The sequence below is a fragment of the Streptomyces sp. ActVer genome (genome assembly GCF_027270795.1).
Classification (GTDB): domain Bacteria; phylum Actinomycetota; class Actinomycetes; order Streptomycetales; family Streptomycetaceae; genus Streptomyces; species Streptomyces umbrinus_A.
In genome coordinates, this window is sequence record NZ_JAPWHT010000092.1 from 1 (window position 1) to 17,592 (window position 17,592).

Consider the following 17,592-nt stretch of genomic DNA (forward strand, 5'->3'; position numbering starts at 1 on the left):
TGGTAGTAGGGGAAGTTCCAGGGCATGATGCCGAGCACTGTGCCGATCGGCTGCTTGCGGATCAGCGCTCAGGGCGTGTCCGGGGCCGGGGCGGGGGCGGTCTCCTCTGCGGGCGGCTGTTCCACGGACTCGGGGTCGGGCAGGACGGGAGGGTCTTCGGGCTGGCCAGCCGTGGCGTCCGGCTTGTCGCCGGCGGACGGCTTCGCCAGATGGGCGGCCGACCAGATCACGACCGGGTCTGTCTTGCCGCCGTTGTAGAGGCCGAGGCCGAAGGCGTCGCCGAGGTTCACGGCCGCCCGCTTCAGTGACTGCGAGTCGGCTTCCTTCACGGCGCCGTCGTGGGCGTCGCCGAGGCCCGGTTGGTTCTGTGCGTCGCCCGTGGCCACGCCGTCGAACGAGGCGATCGGGCGGCCCGTGATGTCCTTGACGGTCAGCCGCTGGTGGACCCGGTAGACCACTGTCCACCGGAACTTGTCGTTGCCGTTTCCGTCCTTGCCCGAGGGGATCGGAATCTCGCGGACGCAGTCGATCGAGAGCAGCTCGGTGTCGTAGCCGCCGAAGCCGAACACGCGGATCAGGAAGCGCCGTACGTCCCATTGCTGAACGTGGGCGAATCCCTTCTGGTTGTGGCCGACGCGGGACTGGTGCAGTCCCCCGAACAGCACCTTGATCTGCTGTTCGGTGAGCCTGCCGGTGAGGTCGCTCATGAGTTTTCCCCCGTGGTGTTGGTGGTGTCGGTCCAGCCGGTGAGGTCGTCGGAGTCCGTCGGCTCCCAGTCGCCGTCCTCGTCACGCCGGAACCCGAAGGCGACCTGCCACGTGCTGTCGGGCGGGGTGTCGACGGAGCGGACGAGGAACTCGATGGTTCGGCCGTGGTGTTCGCGGGTGTAGGTGCGGCCCGGCTGGAAGAAGTCCGCTTCGGTGGCGGGCAGCATCCGCAAGTTGTTCGGACGCACCGCCCCGCGGGCGACCTTCGAAGCCAGCGCGGCGATCGCGTCAGCCTGAGCGGCACGCATGGCCCCGTCGGCGGACCGGAACTCGCGGGCCTTCTTCACCAGCCAGGCGACAACGTGCGCCTTGGGCAGGAGGTCGGTCTCGGCGAGGACTTCGGTGCGGACGCCGTCGAGCCGGGTGTTGAGTTCCTGCTCGCCGGTCTCGTCGAGGTTGAACATGGCGTGGATACGGGCGCGGGCGGCGCTCATGCGCGACCACCGCCCACCCGGCGCGAGGCGCGGATCCGGTCGCGGTTCTTCGCGTACCAGGCCCGGTAGTACTGCCGCTTCGCCTCAAGGCACGGCTCGCACGCGTCCTCGCGGGCCTGCTTGTGCCGCATGTACGCGGGGTACGTGCCGCACGGCTGTACACCCACGTTCGTCGATCCGGCAGGACGCCCACGCTTCGGACGGGACGGCTCCAGGCCGAGCGACTGCATGACCTCGTCGTAGGAGGTACTCATGCGGACTCACCCCGCTCGAACGCGGCGAGCACCTCGGGGAACTTCGCGAAGTCGCGGCGGTAGCCCTTGGCGACCATGCGGCGGGCCCACGCCAGACGCTCCTCCGCCTCACTGCCGACCAAGCTGCCGTCCTGCGAGAGGTCGCGGGCCTCGCGGATCTGGTCGGAGGTGTCGAGCGTGGACTCCGTGCCACACCGCACCAACTGCGCGGCGACGGCTTTCCGGATGTCGTCCACGGTGAAGTGCTCCTCGGCCTCGACGTCCTCGTACGAGGCGAAGAGGACGAGCGCCAATTCCTGCAGGGAGAGGCGGTGGTCCACCCGGAGGCGGACGAGGACGCCGTGACCACGGCTCTCGAAGGCACTCATGCGGTCCTCCGTCCCTGCTCGGGCAGCGGGTTCGCGGCGAGGTGCTTACGCGTGGCCCGCATCGCCGGGTGCCGGATGTCCGACGCACCCTTCGACCGGCCCGGGTTGAAGCGGGACGTCCTCCGCTCCACCTCCGTCAACTCGCCGAGCAGACGACGCACGTCCGGGATCTGCACCTCGACCTGCGCCGTGTCCATCGACGCGACGTCCTCAACCTGCTCGACCGCCGCATCCAACTCGCCTTCACGGGCCACGCCCTGCACCACAGCGGCCAGCTCGTCGAGCGCGTCAAGGACTTGGTCGCGGGTGTCGGGGTCGCCCCATCCGGCGACCAAAGCCATGAGGGTGTCGGTGCGGATGGCGTCGACGCGGAGCACCCCGTGGAGGTGGTTGGCGCCGAGGTGGAACGACAGGCCGGGCTTCGAGGAGTGGTTCATGACGTGGCCGCCTTCGCGATCTCGGACTTGGTGCGGGTGAACACCTCGTGGGTGTGGGGCACGGAGACCTCGAAGCCGTCGGCGAGCTTGAGCATCGCGAAGGCCACCGGGGAGAGGATCTGGATGACGCTGGTGATCTCCGTCCAGGCGCCGTCGTGCTGGAGCTGCCAGCCCTCCTTGAGGCGGGCGGCGGGCCGGTGTCGGCCGATCTGCTGGGCAGTGGTCATCAGAGCGCGCCCTTCTTCGGAGCGGAGGTGAGGAGAATCAGCAGGGCAGCCACATCACGGGCCAACTCGCGGACCACGTACGCGGCATGCCGGACCGGCACGACAGCCGGGGTGAACTCGTGGCGGGCAGACGCGGCAGCCCAGGCGAGGACGTGGCCCGCGTGCACGAACTCCTGATGCACGGCCTTCACCGCACGAACGACAACCGGACGCGGATCGAAGTCACTCGCGTCCGCATCGACCAGCAGGAAATACGGGGCCGAGAACGCCGCATACCCGGACACCCCGAGCATCAGAAACGCGGACCAATCGGCGAGAGAGTGCGTCTGCATCAGCCCTTCACCTGCCGCTCGTTGCGCCGGTCGGCCGCCCTCTGAGCTGCCGTGCGGGTGAAGCGCATGTCGTAGCTGAGCGCGGTCTTGGTGTCGTCGACGGCGAAGCAGCGCGGGCCGAGCTCCCGCACGACGAAACGCGGAGAGGACTCAGCGGGCTCGGCCTCACGGAGCGCCTGCGTCGGCGCGCTCGGCAGGTTCAGGAGCGCCGGAGCGATGTCCTCGACGAACACGAACCGCTTGCCGTCTTCGTTCGTCCAGACCCGCGTCATAGCCGCGTCGTGCAGACGCTTCTCCAACTCGGCGACCCGAGCCAGCAGCTTGGCCACCATGTCCAGGCACCAACTGAGGTCGTCGTGAGCGTGAAGAACCAGCTCAAGATCCGCGGGCTGCATGTTCGTGCACTGACCCACCGTGCGCTGGTAGCCCTCGACCCGCGTACACACCGTGCCCGGAGCCCGCCACGTCTCAGTGGCCGAAGCGTCGTACCAGTGACCGGACTGCGCCTTGTCCACACGCGCCTGGATGCCAGCGAGGGTCTGGTCCACCAGCTCGGGGATGTCGGTCCAGTGCGCGCCCATCGGAAGCATCGGACGGCCGTCCTCGCCGCGCCCCCAGGGAGCCTTGACGCGGTCGTCGCCCTGCGGCAGCGGCCCAGGCCCGACCGGCATCGGCAACACATCCGCCGACCCAGCAACCCCGTGCTCGACAAGCTCGGCGTACGTCGCCATCACGAACTCCGGGCACCCGCCGCACTTCTCCGGCGCATACAGAGCGAGCCCGTCACGCGTCCCCTCACGGCGCTTCCACACCGTCCCGTCCGTCGTGTTCACCACCAGCGGCGCGCTCACGCGGTCACCGCCGACTGCACCGACGCCGGGCACGACATGAACAAGTCGAAGTGCACGTCTCGCCACATCGTCCGCAGTTGAAGAGCCCGACGCTCACGGCCGTTCCGCGAGTACGAGTAGCTGCCCGCCACACCACCGAGTACCGCCGTGTACGCGTCCATGAGCGGACGCACGTCCTCATCCGACGTCCAGGTCCCGGAGAAGAACCCCGTCGACGACACCTGCCAGTCCACCGGCGGCAGTTCCGGGTACTCACGGAGCAGCTCCGCCAGCGCCATAGCGGGCGCGAGCTGCGGGATAGAGTTGTTGCTCAAGGTGATCCACTTCCTTCTTCGGATTCAGTGGGTTGCCGAGGGGTCGTCCTGGACCAGGCCCGGTCCGGGGTGGCCCCGCTTTACGTGGGGGTCAGGAACCGGCCAGTGCCGGCTTCCTCGCCGCGGGCTGACGCCGCTGGCGCGGAATCGTCCGGCCCTGGCGCGGGTCTCCGGCACGCCGGGTCTCGTAGATCGCGGCACGGTCCTGCCGGTCGGTGACGATGCGGCGGCCGCTGTAGCTGTGCAGGTGCCGGTTGTCCTTGAGGAACCGGCGCAGCCAGGAGACGCTGCAGTTCAGGACGTACGCCGTCTCTTGGACGGTCATGTAGTCCTGCGTCGGGTCTTCGGGGGGGAGGGGGACTCCGTACTGCTCGTAGGCCTTGCTGGCCATGGTCATTTCCTTTCCGGGGGGTCGGCCTCGGTGGGGCGAGGTGGGTCACGCCGGAGGCGCTCATCAGTCGCTTTGAGGGCGGTGCGGAGCGCGAAGTACGGCGGTCGGCGCATGTGTCTGCGGGTCCCGTTTTCGAGGTGGCCGATGTAGCGGGAGCTGACTCCCACCAGGTCGGCCAGCTCGGATCTCTTGAGCCCCGCTCGCTTGCGCTCCTCGCGGATCGCGTCCCCGTCGACCTCGAAGGTCGTCGGTTGGTGCATGGCTAGAACCTAGCCTTAGTTAGCCTTGCTTGTCTAGCTCTAGTTAGCCTTTTGGTGGCGCGAGTTAGCTCAAGTCTGAAGATCTTCTAGCTCTAGTTAGCCTGCCCTAAGCAGATACCAGCCGTTTGCCTAGGCGGAGCTAGCTGGAACTGGGTTCTGCCTGCCAAGATGTCGACATGGCAACTCGCGATCTCGGACGCTTGGGCAAGGCCGTAGAGGCCCGCCGCGTCAAGCTGTTCTCCTCGCGCCTCAAGGCGGCGACTGCTGCAGGCATGTCCAAGGACACGTGGAAGCGAGTCGAGAATGGAGAACCAGCCCAGCTGGGGACCTACGCCAAGATGGAGCCCGTACTGAACTGGGCCTTCGGCAGTTGCGAGGCCATCGCCGAGGGTGGCGACCCGCTCCCCGTCGAGTACGTCGGATCGAACGGCGACGTGACGATGGTGTCGAAGCCGCAGGTCGCCTCCGCCGGAGACGTGAAGACTGCCGTCACCATCTCCGCGTTCGCCACGATGCCCGACGCCACGATCGGCTCCGTCCAGGCGCAGGCCGAGCGGCTGGTCGAGGAGCTGCGCAAGCTGGGCTTCCAGATCGAGGACGAATGATCTGCGCCGATTGACGTACAACCATCCGGCCGTGACCGGACTGTGACATACCTGTAGATAATTGAACGTCAAGTACCCCTGGCCCCGCACCAGTTCCCGTGCAACTCTGACATTTCCACCCGGGGAGGTCTCCGCGAGTAGACAGGGGGACCGGTGAGCAACGCCATCAGCCTCGATCTTGGGTCCACATTCATCGCCTCAGTGGCCCAAGCGGCAGGAGAGAGGGTGTGCATCCTGACCCCACAGGCCGCCACCGACGCGCGTATCCAGGCGCGCGTCAGGCAGGTCATGAAGAGTCAGGGGATCGACTGCAGAATCTGCCGCAGTTGCCCGATCGGGCAGGCAGAGTAGAGCAGTCACGGAGAGGCCGGCGGCAGGGGTGCCTGCCGGCGCATCCGCCAAGCACGATCATCCGGGGGGATGACGTATGCCTTCTGTCGAGGTGCGAGGCAACAGCATCCGCGTGAAGTGGTGGGGCGGCGAGTACAAGCTCGACGCCGAAGGCAGGCCAACGAAGCGGAAGAAGTACGAGTCGGATTCCGGCCCGGAACCCGGCGTGCCATTCCGCGACGAGGTCGAGGCTTACACCTTCGGGCTCGACCGCGAGTCGGACGCCCGCAACAACCGGTACCGGCCGCGGTCCGCCGAGATGTCGATGGTGGAGTACTGCGACATCTGGTTCGGCGCGACCGACCTGCGGGTCAGGTCGGAGAAGAAATACGAGTCCATCCTGAACGCCGTGGTGAAGCCGTACTGGCGTCAGTGGAATGTCGGGCAGATCACGCCCGTTGACTACGATCTTTTCAAACGGCACGTCACGAAGAAGTACTCCGAGAGCTACATGCGGAGCATTGTGAGCGTGTTCCGCATGCTGATGGATGACGCGGTTCTCAAGTACAAGCTCCGCGAGGAGACGCCGATCATCGATCAGCGTCGCCGCGGAAAGTACGAGAAGAAGCAGACCCGCCGCGTCAAGCGGGAGCTGCCGATCGAGGCCCTGCACCAGCTCGCCGTGAATGCGTACCACGTGTGGGGCTACGCGGGCTGGGTGTACATCTGGACCGTGGCCTTCACCGGGATGCGGCCGCCCGGTGAAATGTACGGGCTGCAAAGGGGATACGCCTCCCCGAACTGGCCGGCCTCCGATCCCAACCCGGAGCGTCGGAGAGAAGCCGAGCGGCGGTATGCGGGAATGCATGCGCTGCGGGTGCAGCAGCAGATGTACTACGTGGACGGTAAGCCGACGTTGGCCGGGCCGAAGTACGACAGCTACCGATCTCTCGTGATTCCGCCATTCCTTCATGCCATGCATGAAGCGCTGCTCGCCTCCCACGACAAGCCGCTCATGTTCGTCTCGAAGACGGGGAAGCCGATGCTCACCGTGGGCTTCACCAAGAACTACTGGTATGCGATCCGGGACGGTCAGGATGCGTGCGAGCCGGAGCCTGGCGGCGCCCGGGTGGCGCGCGTGAAGCTGCCAGCGGTGGAGGAAATGGCAGGCCAGGACATCTACCGCCTGAGGCACTGGCACAAGGCTCTGCTGGACGAGCCGGGGGCCGACATCGCCGAGGTGGCGAAGGAGGCTCGTATGGGGCACGAGATGCCGGGGATGGCGGGTGTCTACAGCGAGGTGACGCTGTCGATGGAGAAGCAGGTCGTGAAGTACCTTCAGGGCGTGTGGGAGAAGCAGGTGGCGTCGGCGGGGTTGTGGATGCCGCCTTTTCCCATCCGTTCCCCAGATGATCTTTTCGAAGGGGGCAACGCCCTGTTCAGCGGGCTTCCTTCGCTTGGTGTTCACTGACATCTTCTGTCAGTGAAGCCTGGCATTCTGGAGAGGTGAAATCAGCCCGACTCGTCTCGATCCTCCTGCTCCTCCAGACCCGGGGCCGGATGACCGCCGCCGACCTCGCCGACGAGCTGGAGGTCTCGGTGCGCACGGTCTACCGGGACGTCGAGGCGCTGAGCGAGGCCGGCATCCCGCTGTACGGCGACGCGGGACACGCGGGTGGCTACCGCCTCCTCGACGGCTACCGCACCCGGCTGACCGGCCTCACCGCGGGCGAGGCGGAGGCCCTGTTCCTCGCGGGCGCGCCCGGACCCGCCGCCGAGCTCGGTCTCGGCCCGGTCCCCGCCGCCGCCCAGCTCAAGGTGCGCGCCGCCCTCCCACGCGAGCTGCGCGAGCACGCCGACCGCATCAGTGGCCGCTTCCACCTCGACGCGCCCGGCTGGTACGCCGACACCGACAACGGGGGAGCCACGTACCTCCCCGCCGTGGCCGACGCGGTCTGGAACAGCCGTGTCCTGAACGTCCTGTACCGCCGCTGGCGCGAGCCCACCGACGTGGAACGCCGCCTCGAACCGTACGGCCTGGTCCTCAAGGCGGGCCGCTGGTACGTCGTCGCGGGCCCCGGGCCGCGTACGTTCCGGGTCGACCAGATCCTCGAAATGGCCGCGTCCGACGAGGAGTTCATCCGCCCCCACGACTTCGACCTGGCCGCGTACTGGACTGCGTACCAGAGGGACTTCCACGACCGGCTGCACCGGGGCGAGGCGGTGGTCCGGCTCGCCCCGGGCGCCCGTCTCACCGGACCGGCGGGAGACGCCGTACGGGCCAACGGCCGCACGGACGCGGACGGTTGGACCTTGGCGACCGTCCCCATCGAGTCCGTCGACCACGCACACGGCGAGTTCCTCCGTCTCGGCACGGACGTCGAGGTGCTGGAACCGGCCGAGTTGCGCGACCGCATCGCCGGGACGATCGCCGCGCTGTCCCGCACGTACGACGTATCCCGCACGCAAGACGCAACCCCCACGTACGACGAATAGAGAGCGCTTGCCGAATCGCGGCAACTCCCGTGCCTCCAGCGGCAACTGAGGTAGCAGAACCCGTCTGCCCCTCCCAGGGAGGTACGTCACCGTGCAGCACCCGCAACGCAGACGCAGCAGCAGGACCAGGCTCCTCCTCACCACCGTCGTCGCCGGGGCCCTCGCCGCCGCAGGGCTCACCTCGCTCACTGCGACTCCGGCGCATGCCGCGACCGCGCGCCAGGTCGAGAAGCTGGACCGGGGTGTGGTCAGCGTCCACACCGACGCCGGCAACCTTGTCAGCTGGCGCTGGCTCGGGACCGACCCGAACGACGTCTCGTTCAACGTCTACCGGGCGGGTACGAAGGTCAACTCGACCCCGGTCACCGGCTCGACGAACTACTTCCACTCCGGCGCACCCGCCCAGGCCGACTACACGGTCCGCGCGGTCGTGGGCGGCGTCGAGCAGGGCGACTCGGTCCACGCGATCCAGTTCCGTACCGGATACAAGGACGTACCCATCAGCCCGCCCGCCGGCGGCACCACCCCGGACGGCGTCGCGTACACCTACGAGGCCAACGACGCCTCGGTCGGCGACCTCGACGGCGACGGCGCGCTCGACTTCGTCCTGAAGTGGCAGCCGACGAACGCCAAGGACAACTCCCAGTCCGGCTACACCGGCAACACGATCATCGACGGCGTAAAGCTCGACGGCACCCGGCTGTGGCGCATCGACCTGGGGCGGAACATCCGCTCGGGCGCGCACTACACGCAGTTCCAGGTGTACGACTACGACGGCGACGGCAAGGCCGAGGTGGCCGCGAAGACCGCCGACGCCACGGTCGACGGAACGGGCGCGGTCATCGGCAGCTCCTCCGCAGACCACCGCAACTCCAGTGGATACGTTCTCGCCGGGCCCGAGTACCTGACCATGTTCAACGGCCAGACGGGCAGGGCGATGCAGAGCGTCGACTACGTCCCGGCGCGAGGCACGGTCTCGTCGTGGGGCGACTCGTACGGCAACCGCGTGGACCGCTTCCTCGCCGGTACCGCCTACCTGGACGGCGCCCGGCCCTCGCTCATCATGGCCCGCGGCTACTACACGCGTTCGGTGATCGCGGCCTGGGACTGGCGCAACGGGGCGTTCACGCGCCGCTGGACCTTCGACACCAACTCCTCGACCAACACAGGCAAGGGGTTCGACGGCCAGGGCTCGCACAGCCTCTCCGTCGGGGACGTCGACAACGACGGCAAGGACGAGATCGTCTACGGGGCGATGGCCGTCGACGACAACGGCAACGGCCTGTGGACCACGAGGACCGGCCACGGCGACGCCCAGCACCTGGGCGACCTGGACCCGGGGACGTCGGGCCTTGAGTACTTCAAGGTCTCCGAATCCACCTCCCAGCCCGCCGAGTTGTACATCAACCCCGCCAACGGCGCGATCCGCTGGCAGCTCGCAGCCTGCTGCGACAACGGCCGGGGAGTGGCGGGGGACATCTACGCCGGCAACGACGGCGCCGAGATGTGGTCCGCCTCCGACACGAACATCCGCGACGAGTCCGGCGCCACCAAGGGCCGCGAGCCGTCCTCCGTCAACTTCCTGTCCTGGTGGGACGGGGACACCACCCGCGAACTCCTCGACGGCACCCGCATCGACAAGTACGGCACATCCGGCGAGACCCGCCTGCTGACCGGCGCCTCGGTCCACTCCAACAACGGCACCAAGGCGACCCCGGCGCTGTCCGGCGACCTCTTCGGCGACTGGCGCGAGGAGGTCGTCTGGGCCACCAGCGACAACACGGCCCTGCGCATCTACTCCACCCCGAACGAGACCTCCACAAAGATCACGACCCTCCTCCACGACACGATGTACCGCACGGGCATCGCCTGGCAGAACACCGCCTACAACCAGCCGCCCCACCCGAGCTTCTTCATCGGCAACGGCATGCCTACGGCCCCCAGGCCGACGGTCTACACCCCGTGACCTGCTGAAACGGGTAGGTTGAGCGAGATCCAATGGCGGTCATCCGGAGTCCCCGGGTGGCCGCTCAACCCTTGATCCACTTTCGCTGGGGAGCGCCTGGGGAGATCCATTTGCAACGGCCGCCTCGGATGCCTCATCGGCCTCGGCGGGCCGGCCGGACATGAACCGTCCGATCGCCTCCCGGCCCCGGCTCCCGGACTTCGGCATGAAGTGCACGTAAGTCCTCAGCGTGAACGCCGGATCGTGATGCCCGAGCCACGCGGCGAGCTGAGTAATCGTCTCACCTGCGGCCAGGACGACGCTAGCGAAGGAGTGACGCAGAACGTGGAAGCCGAACTCGCGCGGCATGTCCCATGTCTCCTTGCGCCACGGGTTCTTGCCCTGCTTCGGCTCCACCCAGGTCACTTCGGCCGGCAGGATGAGGCCGGCCTCCGCGAGGGCGGGTTTCCAGTGCCGGTCGTTGAAGGTGTCCTTGTTGATCGCCCCGCCGTTCAGGCCGTTGGTGAACTGGGTGGTGACGAGCAGGCGCACCGCCCGCTTGGGCCGGTCCTCCCACGCGAGGCTGGGCCGGTCGGGATCGACCCATGGGAGCTTCACCTCCACCGTGGGGAAGCGTTTCGCATACTCCTTGATGGCTTCCGCCAGCTCGGGCGCGCAGGGTGCAACCCGTTCCTTGTTCCCCTTCGGCGGCCCGAACCCGAACTTGCCGTTCACCTTGACGATCTGCCGGACGACATGGATGTCGTCCCCGTCCACGTCGTCCGGCGAGAAGCCGAGGGATTCGCCCTGTCGCAGGCCGGCGGCGGCGGCCAGGTCGACGAGGATGCGGTACCGCTCTGGCAGCGCCAGCCGGACGGCGGCGACGGTGTCGTGCGTCCAGGCGAGCGCCTTCGACTTGGGCAGGCGCGGAGCCTTGAGGTCATCGTCGCGGAACGGGTTGACGGGAATGCGCTTGGCCTTGTGCGCGGCCTGGAGGATGGACGAGAAGTGCGCCCACGTCACAACCAGGGTGCCGACGTCGATGTCCTGCTCCGCCCGGGTCTGCCAGGCCCGGATCTCATCGAACCCGATCCGGTTGAGTGACAGCGAACCGATGTGCGGCAGGATGTGGTTGAAGACGCGGGACTTCACCGGCGCTTTGGTGGTGGGCGGGTACCGCGTGTTCGGCCACCAGTACTTGCGCACGTACTCGTCAAGGGTGATGGATCCGTCCCGCGGGTCGTACCACTCGCCGCGCCCGCTGTCGGTCTGCGCCTCGGAGAGCCACTTCTTCGCTGCGGCCAACTTGCCGTCAGGGAAGGATCGGGACCGCACACCCGGTATGCCGGTGACCTTGTACCGCTTGCCCTGGCCGTGCCTGTCGGTCGGTACACGGGTGGGCTTCTTCTTCGGGTCTTCCGGATCGGGCGGCCCCTGCTTGAACCAGCGGTCCTCGACGTACCCCGGCATGGGCGCCCCCGTTCGTTCAGACCTGGCTCATCGGCCCCGGACTGTTGTCTATGATCTCCCCGGCGTACAGCTGGAACCAGCGTCCTGCGCTGAGCTGTCGTTTCGTGGCCGGGTTCATGGACGCCGCGAAGGCGGCCGTGTTCAGACACGGATCGATGTAGACACTGACCAGCCCTTTGCGCTCCTCGACGCAGGAGCCGTACTCCTCCTTCCGCTCCAGGAGGTACTCGATTCGCAGCGGCCGGCCAGGGGTGTTGTGGGAGACGATCTCGTCATCCCAGAGCTGGAACCAGCGGGCCGACGCCATGAGGTCGTCGATCTCGATGTTCAGCTGCCGCACGACATCCGCGAGTGGCTGGTGCTTGTCGAGGCGGACCCTTATGCGGCCGCGGTCCTCGTCGATCCTCGCCAGCCTTCCGGGCGGCAGGTATTCAACGGCTTCGTAAGCGACGTCCAGCATTGAGCCTCCCCACGCAACGGTGCACGGCGAGCCAGAACGGCCGGAAGTGCACGGTTGGTGCACTGTACGTCTACAGGGAGTGTTCGACAATCGGTTGAAGAAATGTCTACTTACGGACATTCGCGGTCGATTGCCTGCCCAGAGTGATGACGGCGCGTCAGCTTTCGGCCTCGCGCTGCGCCCTCTCCTCCGCCTCGATCATGTAGCGCCAACGCATGAGGTCGGCCTTCGACTTGCCTGCAAGGTGGCCGACAATGATGCGAACCTCCTCGTCGTACCCGGAGAGTTCGGTGGCCTCGTACCGCAGCCATTGCCGGGCTGCTGCTTCGATCACGCGCTGGTCCGGCTTGCCGAGGGCGTAGGCGATCGCGACGAGTTGGCCTGCGGTCGGTGGATTGGCGGGCGGGTTCTTGACGATCCGCTGCAGGTACGGCTTGGAGACGGTCTCGTCGCTGTCGGAGCGGGCGGCCCGGTCGGCGAGACGCTGGTAGGAGTCGCCCTTGTCGAGGGCTTCCTGGATGAGTTGGGAGAGTGCACCGGCGGGGGATGGTTCGGCCGCGCCGGGGTCTGGGGCGGTGGCCGGAGCCGTCATGTTCTCGTCGTCCTCTCGTGGCACTTCAACACCGACTGTCTCTATGGGGGAGTAGCAGCGTCGGAAAACTAGCAGGTCAGTTAGTACAACCTTCCCCGGTTGGAGACGAACCGTCTACGGAGCAAAGCCATCCAGCCAGAAACTTTGCCGATACCCATCGGTAGGTCGTCCAGATTGGTAGACGATTCGTCTCTGTCATGCTTAACTCGTCACATCAAGGCCGCTCCGCACCACGGGGGAACCATTGAGCCGTCGCTACACGCTGAGAGATGCACAGATCTTCCAATGGATCATGAAACACCCAGGTCGCGGAATCCCCTACGGCTACGACAGCCTTGCGGAAGCCAGCGGCTGCGGCCGAGGCCTCATCGAGAAGCTGGCTACCGGCAAGCAGAAGACCGCGGACGTGCTCGACGCGACCGCACTCGTGAAGGCGCTTGGCGTAGCCATCCTCGTTCTTTTTGCGCCCAAAGCGTCTCCAGAACTGGACGATGCGTCTCCAGGCGCTCCCCCCACCCCGAAGGAGTAACCCCATGCACAACCGGAAGGAACCCAAGCAGAAGGCGCCCGAAGGATGCCTCTGGATCGAAGAGGCCGCCCCCTACATCGGGGTCACCCTGGCGACGCTGCGGAAGTGGCGCGTCGAGGCCAAGGGGCCGGGGCGTAAGGGATTCCCGATCGGCCGGTACATCGCGTACCGCGTTGAGGATCTCGACGCCTACCTCGAAGCCCAGTACCAGGCGGCCGTAGCGCCCACCCCGGACGCCGAGCACGACAGCCGGCCGCCCGAGCCCCGCCTCACCCGCGCCGCCTAGCCCGCGGCCCCAACCGCCGTCGCAACCGGCAGCCGGGGCCACTGCGGCCACAGGCCGCGAGATCCACCCCTCACCACTCCGAAGAGAAGAGGCAGACCGTGCCTTCATCATCCATCACTCCCGGACCGGCTGACTACGAGCCGCTGGAGCCCGCCCTGTACGAGCTGACCTGGATGTCGGGTCATGTCGAGCGGATCGCGGCGCATGACGTGTCGTATGCGAACGGCCGTGTGGTGTTCCTGGCCGACGCGGACGGCCGGATGCGCATCCAGTTGTCGACGCTGGAAGAGGACTTGCGGACGATCCGCAACGTCACCGAGGACGAGGTTCTGCTCCTGCCTGAGGGCGGTGAGCCCGCATGAGCGACTACGCCTCTTCCGCTGCCCGGTTCGCCGCTGAGACGCGCGGCCACGAGATGACGGTCCTTCTGGACCAGGGCATGTATCGGCATCTCGCGTTCACGGATCCGGCGGGCAGCTTCTACCGCTTCGATCTGGTGACGTGGCCGAACAACCTGATCGTGCGCGGCGACGGACTCTCCTTCGCCTTCTCCATCCACCCGACGGTCGACCTGTTCCGCCTGTTCCGCGAGTCCAGGAACGCCGACATCAACCCGGGCTACTGGCAGGAGAAGGTCACTGCCGGGAAGGGCGACGTCACCGACTGGTCGGAGCGGAAGTTCCGCGCCTGGGTGATCGAGGAGGCCACCTCCGCCGAGGCCCGTTTCCCTGGCGCTGTTGAGGCGGTCACCGCACAGATCCTCGACTCCGAGGACCACAGCCTCGAATACCGCGGGACGGCCGAGTATGCGGTCGGGTCGTTCGATCACGGCGACTTCCGGCTGCGGATCCCGGACCACTGGGAGGAGTCGTTCGACGACTTCTCGTGGGAGTTCCTGTTCGCCTGCCGGGCGATCGTGTGGGGCATCGGCCAGTACGACGCCTCGATCTGCGGCTCTCGCTGCCCCGAGCATGCGGACCACTACTGCCGCCGCTCACCCAAGCATCAGCCCGGCATCTGCCGCGACGTAAAGCAGAAGGGCTTCGAGTCCTGCACCTGGGACCCGGCCCGTAAGGCGGTGCTCCGGTGAACGCTGAGACCTTCAACTCCCGCTACCCGGTCGGTACTCCGGTTGTCGCCTACCCGGCCTGCCGTCCGGAGGATCACCCCGGCGACAGGCGGCTCATCACCCGCACCCGCAGCAAGGCGCAGGTGTTGGGCGGCCACACCGACGTCGTCTGGGTCGACGGCCACAGCGCCTGCATCGCCCTCAGCCACGTCGACGTGGTGTCGGAGGACGAGTTCAAGGCGGCACGCGCCGCCGGGACCGCCGCCGCAGTCGCCGAACGGGGCGCGCTGCCCGTGCCGGTCGGCGGCACGCCGGAGCGGCTCGGGCATGCGACGCCCGCCGAAACAGTCCCGGCGCTGCTCGCCACGATCAAGGAACTGTGGGGCCTGCAATCCCCGCTGATCGACGCGCTGAACACCGTGCACCAGTCGATGACCAGCTGTGTCGGCGACGAGTGGGCGGAGGAGTGGCTCGGCGAAGTGTGGACGCAGCTGCCGCTCCAGGTGCGCGCCGCCGCCGGGGACAAGGACGCCGTCGACGAGCTGGCCGCCAGTAGGGGGGCGGCGCCGTGACCTTCCCGTTGAAGCCATTCCAGTCCCCGCCGCCGCGCATCGAGCGGGCCGACGTGCCGCTGTCGACGCTGCAAGCCGACCTGCGCGACCTGGTGGCCCGGCAGAACGAGCAGCGGGCCGCAGACCCGGCTGTGGGACTGAACCCGACCGGCCGGCCCCGCCGATCCTCCGCTCCCAGCCGCCGCAAGCAAGCACGCCGAACCACCACCGTCGAGGAGACCTCGTGACTGCCCACATCATCGGCGGATTGACCGTCGACCTGCATGACGGCCCGATCCGCACCGAGTACAGCCGCAGCCACTTCGACGGCAAGCCCGCCGCCCGCCTCGTCATCGGCCAGGGCAGCAACAGCATCGCCATCGCGGTGAGCAGCTCCCCGGCCGAGACGCTCGACCAGCTGCTGGAAGCCGTGTCCGAGCTTCGCGCGTGGACCGCCACTCAGCAGCTCGTCAAGCGGCTCCCCGAGGTGGCGTGATGACCATCGTCCTCGACGGCACGCAGATCGACCTGGACCGGGTGCAGACCGCGCTGGAGGACGACTCCCGCTGGCTGTGGACGTGCGAGCACACCGACGCCGGTGAGCCGCTCATGCAGCGCATCGACCGCCTCGGTGAGGTGGTGCTGCCGCTGTCGGTCGTCTACCGCGACCACGGGCCGCTCACCCCGGACAGCGTCCGCACACCGGCCGCCCTGTACCGGCAGGTTCTGGAGGCGGCGTCATGAGCGGCCGGGAGATCGAATCGGGGTCAGCGCTGCACATCCCCCGGCTGAAGCCGGACGTGAAGCAGCGCCGGGAGCGGGCCGCCGCCGTCCGCATCGCCGACCAGGTTGGGGCCGAGAACCCGCACCCGCTCGACGAGTTGATGCCGCGCCTCGCCGGACGACAACTCGGCCAGGACCCCGTCATCGCTGCAGGAGTCCTCGAACTCCTCGACGCGATCGGGCTCCTCGAAGCCGACGTCGCCGCCGCCAAGAACCTCAACGCCCGCCTGAAAGGAGGCCAGTCGTGATCATCACTGACCGGATTCCCATCCTGAGAGGCCCCGGACGGCGGCGCGCCGTCGACGAGGTAGAGCGGCTCCGCCGAAACGAGATCGCCATCCTCACCAACCTGCACGCCGCCGGAGACGACATCGCCCTCCTGCAGCAAGACCTCGACGAAGCGCGTCGCAAGCAGGCCGAGACGGATGAGATCGTCGCCCAGCAGCAGGCCAGCAACGACGACCTGATTGCCGAACGCGACGAGTGGCGTGGTGAAGCCCTCCGTCTGCGCGCGAAGTTCGGTCCGCAGCTTGCCGCGGAGGCGAACGCCAACCGCATCACGGTGCCACCCGGGTTCCGACGCGTCGACGGCCCCGAGGACGAGGCCACCGGACCGATCGACGTGACGGAGCTTCGCGCCCAGTACAACCGGCCGATCCCGCTGCACGAGTCGCCGCTCGCCACCACCAACCCCGGCTGGGTGCCGCCCTCGTGGGCCGTGCGCGACGAACCCGCCACCACCTGAACTCGCCGGCCGGGCGGCGATCCGCTCCCGCCCCGCCGGCGACCAACGCAAGAAGCCCCGAGTGCGAGAGACACCCGGGGATCCGACACCAGCATCCCACGGAGGAACCCGATGATCGGTGAGACCACCGACTACACGATGATCATCCACGGCCAGCAGAAGCACACCGTCCCCGGCGCCGTTCAGGCGGCGCCCGGCCTGGTCGTCTTCCGCATGCCGAACGACCAGTCCCTGAACAGTCCGGCCCGCTGGCGGATTGGCCACCACGAAGGCCTCGCGATCGCCGAGTCGATATGCCGGGAGAACGCTTTCAAGGGCGTGCAGATCCTCGTCGAGTCCGGCATCGACTGGACGCAGGACACCGAGGCGATCAAAGAGACGGTCACCGACAAGACCGCCCGCGACCTGTACGCGAAGCTCAGCTACGCCTGGTGCGACGAGCCCGGCAGCAACTACATGCCCGGCGACGTGTCCCGCAACGGCACCTACACGGATGCGGACATCGAGGAAGCGGCACGCGAAGCCAAGGCGGACGAGTTCAACGCCGCGGACATCCTCGTCGCGATGTCGCACACGGTGCCGTGGATGGGCCTCGACCAGAACGACTTCAACGAAGCCCACGACCGCATCGTCCGAGCGGCGGGTGCCAACTGATGGGCCTCTACCACTCCGTCGGCATCGCCTACGGCTTCGAGATCCCCACCAGCACCGACCTCGACCGGCTCGACCAGGTCATCGGCGACGGGCCTGACCTCGTCAAGGACAGCGTCGGCCACATCGTCGTCGGCGACTGGGACCGGCTGCTCCTTGTCACCCGGTACACCCCGGTCGCGGAGACCGAGGTCATTCGCCTCAACGCCGACACGCTCCCGACGCCCGCCGATCTGGCTGCGTGGGAGGAGGCGTTGCGCGACGTCGCCGTCCGTCTCGGGTTCACGGACCATCCGGCGCCCGCCTGGCTGGTCATCCACAACCACCGCTGACCAACACCTTCACAGACCGGCGGCGCGGCGAGCCCCCCTCTCCGCGCCGCCTCAGGGCGACTCGTCCCGCACCACCCCCCCGGTCGGGACGAGTCGCCCGCCCATCACGACAC

The 17,592-nt window shown here is 67.8% G+C and carries 31 protein-coding genes; 16 read left to right on the top strand and 15 right to left on the bottom strand.

Annotated features, from left to right (window positions below):
• The 12 genes from O3Q52_RS54400 to O3Q52_RS17260 all read right to left on the bottom strand — a co-directional run.
• On the bottom strand, window positions 1-65 hold a 65-nt coding region (locus O3Q52_RS54400; protein WP_369124168.1), incomplete at its 3' end, for a hypothetical protein.
• Between the two features lie 3 nt (window positions 66-68).
• Window positions 69-707: a Rad52/Rad22 family DNA repair protein gene (locus O3Q52_RS17210; RefSeq protein WP_269649657.1), complete on the bottom strand. Its 639-nt coding sequence runs from the start codon at window positions 705-707 to the stop codon at window positions 69-71.
• Window positions 704-1,201 (bottom strand): hypothetical protein, encoded by a 498-nt coding sequence (locus tag O3Q52_RS17215; RefSeq protein WP_269649658.1) that lies wholly within the window; start codon window positions 1,199-1,201, stop codon window positions 704-706. Before O3Q52_RS17215 ends, O3Q52_RS17210 begins: the two co-directional genes overlap by 4 nt.
• Complete coding sequence (locus tag O3Q52_RS17220; protein WP_269649659.1) at window positions 1,198-1,455, bottom strand: hypothetical protein; 258 nt, start codon at window positions 1,453-1,455, stop codon at window positions 1,198-1,200. The genes O3Q52_RS17215 and O3Q52_RS17220 overlap by 4 nt, the downstream gene beginning before the upstream one ends.
• Entirely contained in the window at window positions 1,452-1,823 is a 372-nt protein-coding gene (locus O3Q52_RS17225) for a hypothetical protein (RefSeq protein WP_269649660.1), read from the bottom strand. Before O3Q52_RS17225 ends, O3Q52_RS17220 begins: the two co-directional genes overlap by 4 nt.
• Complete coding sequence (locus O3Q52_RS17230) at window positions 1,820-2,260, bottom strand: hypothetical protein (RefSeq protein ID WP_269649661.1); 441 nt, start codon at window positions 2,258-2,260, stop codon at window positions 1,820-1,822. Before O3Q52_RS17230 ends, O3Q52_RS17225 begins: the two co-directional genes overlap by 4 nt.
• Window positions 2,257-2,487: a hypothetical protein gene (locus O3Q52_RS17235; RefSeq protein ID WP_269649662.1), complete on the bottom strand. Its 231-nt coding sequence runs from the start codon at window positions 2,485-2,487 to the stop codon at window positions 2,257-2,259. The genes O3Q52_RS17230 and O3Q52_RS17235 overlap by 4 nt, the downstream gene beginning before the upstream one ends.
• Window positions 2,487-2,819 carry a hypothetical protein gene (locus O3Q52_RS17240; protein ID WP_269649663.1) on the bottom strand — a complete coding sequence of 111 codons (333 nt, stop codon included), beginning with the start codon at window positions 2,817-2,819 and terminating at the stop codon, window positions 2,487-2,489. The genes O3Q52_RS17235 and O3Q52_RS17240 overlap by 1 nt, the downstream gene beginning before the upstream one ends.
• Entirely contained in the window at window positions 2,819-3,670 is an 852-nt protein-coding gene (locus O3Q52_RS17245; RefSeq protein WP_269649664.1) for a hypothetical protein, read from the bottom strand. Before O3Q52_RS17245 ends, O3Q52_RS17240 begins: the two co-directional genes overlap by 1 nt.
• Complete coding sequence (locus tag O3Q52_RS17250; protein ID WP_269649665.1) at window positions 3,667-3,984, bottom strand: hypothetical protein; 318 nt, start codon at window positions 3,982-3,984, stop codon at window positions 3,667-3,669. The genes O3Q52_RS17245 and O3Q52_RS17250 overlap by 4 nt, the downstream gene beginning before the upstream one ends.
• 91 nt (window positions 3,985-4,075) lie before the next feature.
• Entirely contained in the window at window positions 4,076-4,375 is a 300-nt protein-coding gene (locus O3Q52_RS17255; RefSeq protein ID WP_269649666.1) for a DNA-binding protein, read from the bottom strand.
• A 2-nt stretch (window positions 4,376-4,377) separates the two neighbouring features.
• A complete protein-coding gene (locus O3Q52_RS17260; RefSeq protein ID WP_269649667.1) occupies window positions 4,378-4,635 on the bottom strand; it encodes a helix-turn-helix transcriptional regulator in 258 nt (85 codons plus the stop codon).
• Window positions 4,636-4,811: 176 nt separating this feature from the next.
• Between O3Q52_RS17260 and O3Q52_RS17265 the strand changes: the two genes are divergently transcribed.
• The 4 genes from O3Q52_RS17265 to O3Q52_RS17280 all read left to right on the top strand — a co-directional run bounded on the left by O3Q52_RS17265 (window position 4,812) and on the right by O3Q52_RS17280 (window position 10,032).
• Window positions 4,812-5,240, top strand: a complete 429-nt coding sequence (locus tag O3Q52_RS17265) for a hypothetical protein (RefSeq protein WP_269649668.1) — start codon at window positions 4,812-4,814, stop codon at window positions 5,238-5,240.
• A gap of 427 nt (window positions 5,241-5,667) precedes the next feature.
• The gene (locus tag O3Q52_RS17270; RefSeq protein ID WP_269649669.1) at window positions 5,668-7,041 is read left to right on the top strand and encodes a hypothetical protein; all 1,374 of its coding nucleotides are present in this window, start codon (window positions 5,668-5,670) and stop codon (window positions 7,039-7,041) included.
• Window positions 7,042-7,076: 35 nt separating this feature from the next.
• Window positions 7,077-8,066 (top strand): YafY family protein, encoded by a 990-nt coding sequence (locus tag O3Q52_RS17275; protein WP_269649670.1) that lies wholly within the window; start codon window positions 7,077-7,079, stop codon window positions 8,064-8,066.
• Window positions 8,067-8,157: 91 nt separating this feature from the next.
• Complete coding sequence (locus tag O3Q52_RS17280; RefSeq protein ID WP_269649671.1) at window positions 8,158-10,032, top strand: rhamnogalacturonan lyase; 1,875 nt, start codon at window positions 8,158-8,160, stop codon at window positions 10,030-10,032.
• Between the two features lie 39 nt (window positions 10,033-10,071).
• On the opposite strand, the gene O3Q52_RS17285 is transcribed toward O3Q52_RS17280, so the two are convergent.
• The 3 genes from O3Q52_RS17285 to O3Q52_RS17295 all read right to left on the bottom strand — a co-directional run bounded on the left by O3Q52_RS17285 (window position 10,072) and on the right by O3Q52_RS17295 (window position 12,533).
• Window positions 10,072-11,481 carry a site-specific integrase gene (locus tag O3Q52_RS17285; RefSeq protein WP_269649672.1) on the bottom strand — a complete coding sequence of 470 codons (1,410 nt, stop codon included), beginning with the start codon at window positions 11,479-11,481 and terminating at the stop codon, window positions 10,072-10,074.
• 16 nt (window positions 11,482-11,497) lie between these two features.
• Window positions 11,498-11,941, bottom strand: coding sequence for a hypothetical protein (locus tag O3Q52_RS17290; RefSeq protein WP_269649673.1), 444 nt, complete (start codon window positions 11,939-11,941; stop codon window positions 11,498-11,500).
• Between the two features lie 157 nt (window positions 11,942-12,098).
• A complete protein-coding gene (locus O3Q52_RS17295; RefSeq protein ID WP_269649674.1) occupies window positions 12,099-12,533 on the bottom strand; it encodes a hypothetical protein in 435 nt (144 codons plus the stop codon).
• Window positions 12,534-12,777: 244 nt separating this feature from the next.
• Between O3Q52_RS17295 and O3Q52_RS17300 the strand changes: the two genes are divergently transcribed.
• The 12 genes from O3Q52_RS17300 to O3Q52_RS17355 all read left to right on the top strand — a co-directional run bounded on the left by O3Q52_RS17300 (window position 12,778) and on the right by O3Q52_RS17355 (window position 17,479).
• The gene (locus O3Q52_RS17300; protein WP_269649675.1) at window positions 12,778-13,062 is read left to right on the top strand and encodes a hypothetical protein; all 285 of its coding nucleotides are present in this window, start codon (window positions 12,778-12,780) and stop codon (window positions 13,060-13,062) included.
• A gap of 4 nt (window positions 13,063-13,066) precedes the next feature.
• Window positions 13,067-13,348, top strand: a complete 282-nt coding sequence (locus O3Q52_RS17305) for a helix-turn-helix domain-containing protein (RefSeq protein ID WP_269649676.1) — start codon at window positions 13,067-13,069, stop codon at window positions 13,346-13,348.
• 98 nt (window positions 13,349-13,446) lie between these two features.
• Complete coding sequence (locus tag O3Q52_RS17310; RefSeq protein ID WP_269649677.1) at window positions 13,447-13,710, top strand: hypothetical protein; 264 nt, start codon at window positions 13,447-13,449, stop codon at window positions 13,708-13,710.
• Window positions 13,707-14,438, top strand: coding sequence for a hypothetical protein (locus tag O3Q52_RS17315; protein ID WP_269649678.1), 732 nt, complete (start codon window positions 13,707-13,709; stop codon window positions 14,436-14,438). Before O3Q52_RS17310 ends, O3Q52_RS17315 begins: the two co-directional genes overlap by 4 nt.
• Window positions 14,435-14,989: a hypothetical protein gene (locus O3Q52_RS17320; RefSeq protein ID WP_269649679.1), complete on the top strand. Its 555-nt coding sequence runs from the start codon at window positions 14,435-14,437 to the stop codon at window positions 14,987-14,989. Before O3Q52_RS17315 ends, O3Q52_RS17320 begins: the two co-directional genes overlap by 4 nt.
• Window positions 14,986-15,216 carry a hypothetical protein gene (locus O3Q52_RS17325; protein WP_269649680.1) on the top strand — a complete coding sequence of 77 codons (231 nt, stop codon included), beginning with the start codon at window positions 14,986-14,988 and terminating at the stop codon, window positions 15,214-15,216. Before O3Q52_RS17320 ends, O3Q52_RS17325 begins: the two co-directional genes overlap by 4 nt.
• Entirely contained in the window at window positions 15,213-15,464 is a 252-nt protein-coding gene (locus O3Q52_RS17330) for a hypothetical protein (RefSeq protein WP_269649681.1), read from the top strand. Before O3Q52_RS17325 ends, O3Q52_RS17330 begins: the two co-directional genes overlap by 4 nt.
• Window positions 15,464-15,712: a phiSA1p31-related protein gene (locus tag O3Q52_RS17335; RefSeq protein ID WP_269649682.1), complete on the top strand. Its 249-nt coding sequence runs from the start codon at window positions 15,464-15,466 to the stop codon at window positions 15,710-15,712. Before O3Q52_RS17330 ends, O3Q52_RS17335 begins: the two co-directional genes overlap by 1 nt.
• Entirely contained in the window at window positions 15,709-15,999 is a 291-nt protein-coding gene (locus tag O3Q52_RS17340) for a hypothetical protein (RefSeq protein ID WP_269649683.1), read from the top strand. The genes O3Q52_RS17335 and O3Q52_RS17340 overlap by 4 nt, the downstream gene beginning before the upstream one ends.
• Entirely contained in the window at window positions 15,996-16,496 is a 501-nt protein-coding gene (locus O3Q52_RS17345) for a hypothetical protein (RefSeq protein WP_269649684.1), read from the top strand. The genes O3Q52_RS17340 and O3Q52_RS17345 overlap by 4 nt, the downstream gene beginning before the upstream one ends.
• A 111-nt stretch (window positions 16,497-16,607) precedes the next feature.
• A complete protein-coding gene (locus O3Q52_RS17350; RefSeq protein WP_269649685.1) occupies window positions 16,608-17,150 on the top strand; it encodes a hypothetical protein in 543 nt (180 codons plus the stop codon).
• Complete coding sequence (locus O3Q52_RS17355; RefSeq protein ID WP_269649686.1) at window positions 17,150-17,479, top strand: hypothetical protein; 330 nt, start codon at window positions 17,150-17,152, stop codon at window positions 17,477-17,479. The genes O3Q52_RS17350 and O3Q52_RS17355 overlap by 1 nt, the downstream gene beginning before the upstream one ends.
• Window positions 17,480-17,592 lie beyond the last annotated feature (113 nt).

Excerpts from the sequence above, each read along its gene's own strand:
- O3Q52_RS17210 (WP_269649657.1), bottom strand. The coding sequence starts at position 707 with ATGAGCGACCTCACCGGCAGGCTCACCGAACAGCAGATCAAGGTGCTG.
- O3Q52_RS17215 (WP_269649658.1), bottom strand. The coding sequence starts at position 1,201 with ATGAGCGCCGCCCGCGCCCGTATCCACGCCATGTTCAACCTCGACGAG.
- O3Q52_RS17220 (WP_269649659.1), bottom strand. The coding sequence starts at position 1,455 with ATGAGTACCTCCTACGACGAGGTCATGCAGTCGCTCGGCCTGGAGCCG.
- O3Q52_RS17225 (WP_269649660.1), bottom strand. The coding sequence starts at position 1,823 with ATGAGTGCCTTCGAGAGCCGTGGTCACGGCGTCCTCGTCCGCCTCCGG.
- O3Q52_RS17230 (WP_269649661.1), bottom strand. The coding sequence starts at position 2,260 with ATGAACCACTCCTCGAAGCCCGGCCTGTCGTTCCACCTCGGCGCCAAC.
- O3Q52_RS17235 (WP_269649662.1), bottom strand. The coding sequence starts at position 2,487 with ATGACCACTGCCCAGCAGATCGGCCGACACCGGCCCGCCGCCCGCCTC.
- O3Q52_RS17240 (WP_269649663.1), bottom strand. The coding sequence starts at position 2,819 with ATGCAGACGCACTCTCTCGCCGATTGGTCCGCGTTTCTGATGCTCGGG.
- O3Q52_RS17255 (WP_269649666.1), bottom strand. The coding sequence starts at position 4,375 with ATGGCCAGCAAGGCCTACGAGCAGTACGGAGTCCCCCTCCCCCCCGAA.
- O3Q52_RS17260 (WP_269649667.1), bottom strand. The coding sequence starts at position 4,635 with ATGCACCAACCGACGACCTTCGAGGTCGACGGGGACGCGATCCGCGAG.
- O3Q52_RS17265 (WP_269649668.1), top strand. The coding sequence starts at position 4,812 with ATGGCAACTCGCGATCTCGGACGCTTGGGCAAGGCCGTAGAGGCCCGC.
- O3Q52_RS17270 (WP_269649669.1), top strand. The coding sequence starts at position 5,668 with ATGCCTTCTGTCGAGGTGCGAGGCAACAGCATCCGCGTGAAGTGGTGG.
- O3Q52_RS17285 (WP_269649672.1), bottom strand. The coding sequence starts at position 11,481 with ATGCCGGGGTACGTCGAGGACCGCTGGTTCAAGCAGGGGCCGCCCGAT.
- O3Q52_RS17290 (WP_269649673.1), bottom strand. The coding sequence starts at position 11,941 with ATGCTGGACGTCGCTTACGAAGCCGTTGAATACCTGCCGCCCGGAAGG.
- O3Q52_RS17295 (WP_269649674.1), bottom strand. The coding sequence starts at position 12,533 with ATGACGGCTCCGGCCACCGCCCCAGACCCCGGCGCGGCCGAACCATCC.
- O3Q52_RS17305 (WP_269649676.1), top strand. The coding sequence starts at position 13,067 with ATGCACAACCGGAAGGAACCCAAGCAGAAGGCGCCCGAAGGATGCCTC.
- O3Q52_RS17315 (WP_269649678.1), top strand. The coding sequence starts at position 13,707 with ATGAGCGACTACGCCTCTTCCGCTGCCCGGTTCGCCGCTGAGACGCGC.
- O3Q52_RS17335 (WP_269649682.1), top strand. The coding sequence starts at position 15,464 with ATGACCATCGTCCTCGACGGCACGCAGATCGACCTGGACCGGGTGCAG.
- O3Q52_RS17340 (WP_269649683.1), top strand. The coding sequence starts at position 15,709 with ATGAGCGGCCGGGAGATCGAATCGGGGTCAGCGCTGCACATCCCCCGG.
- O3Q52_RS17350 (WP_269649685.1), top strand. The coding sequence starts at position 16,608 with ATGATCGGTGAGACCACCGACTACACGATGATCATCCACGGCCAGCAG.
- O3Q52_RS17355 (WP_269649686.1), top strand. The coding sequence starts at position 17,150 with ATGGGCCTCTACCACTCCGTCGGCATCGCCTACGGCTTCGAGATCCCC.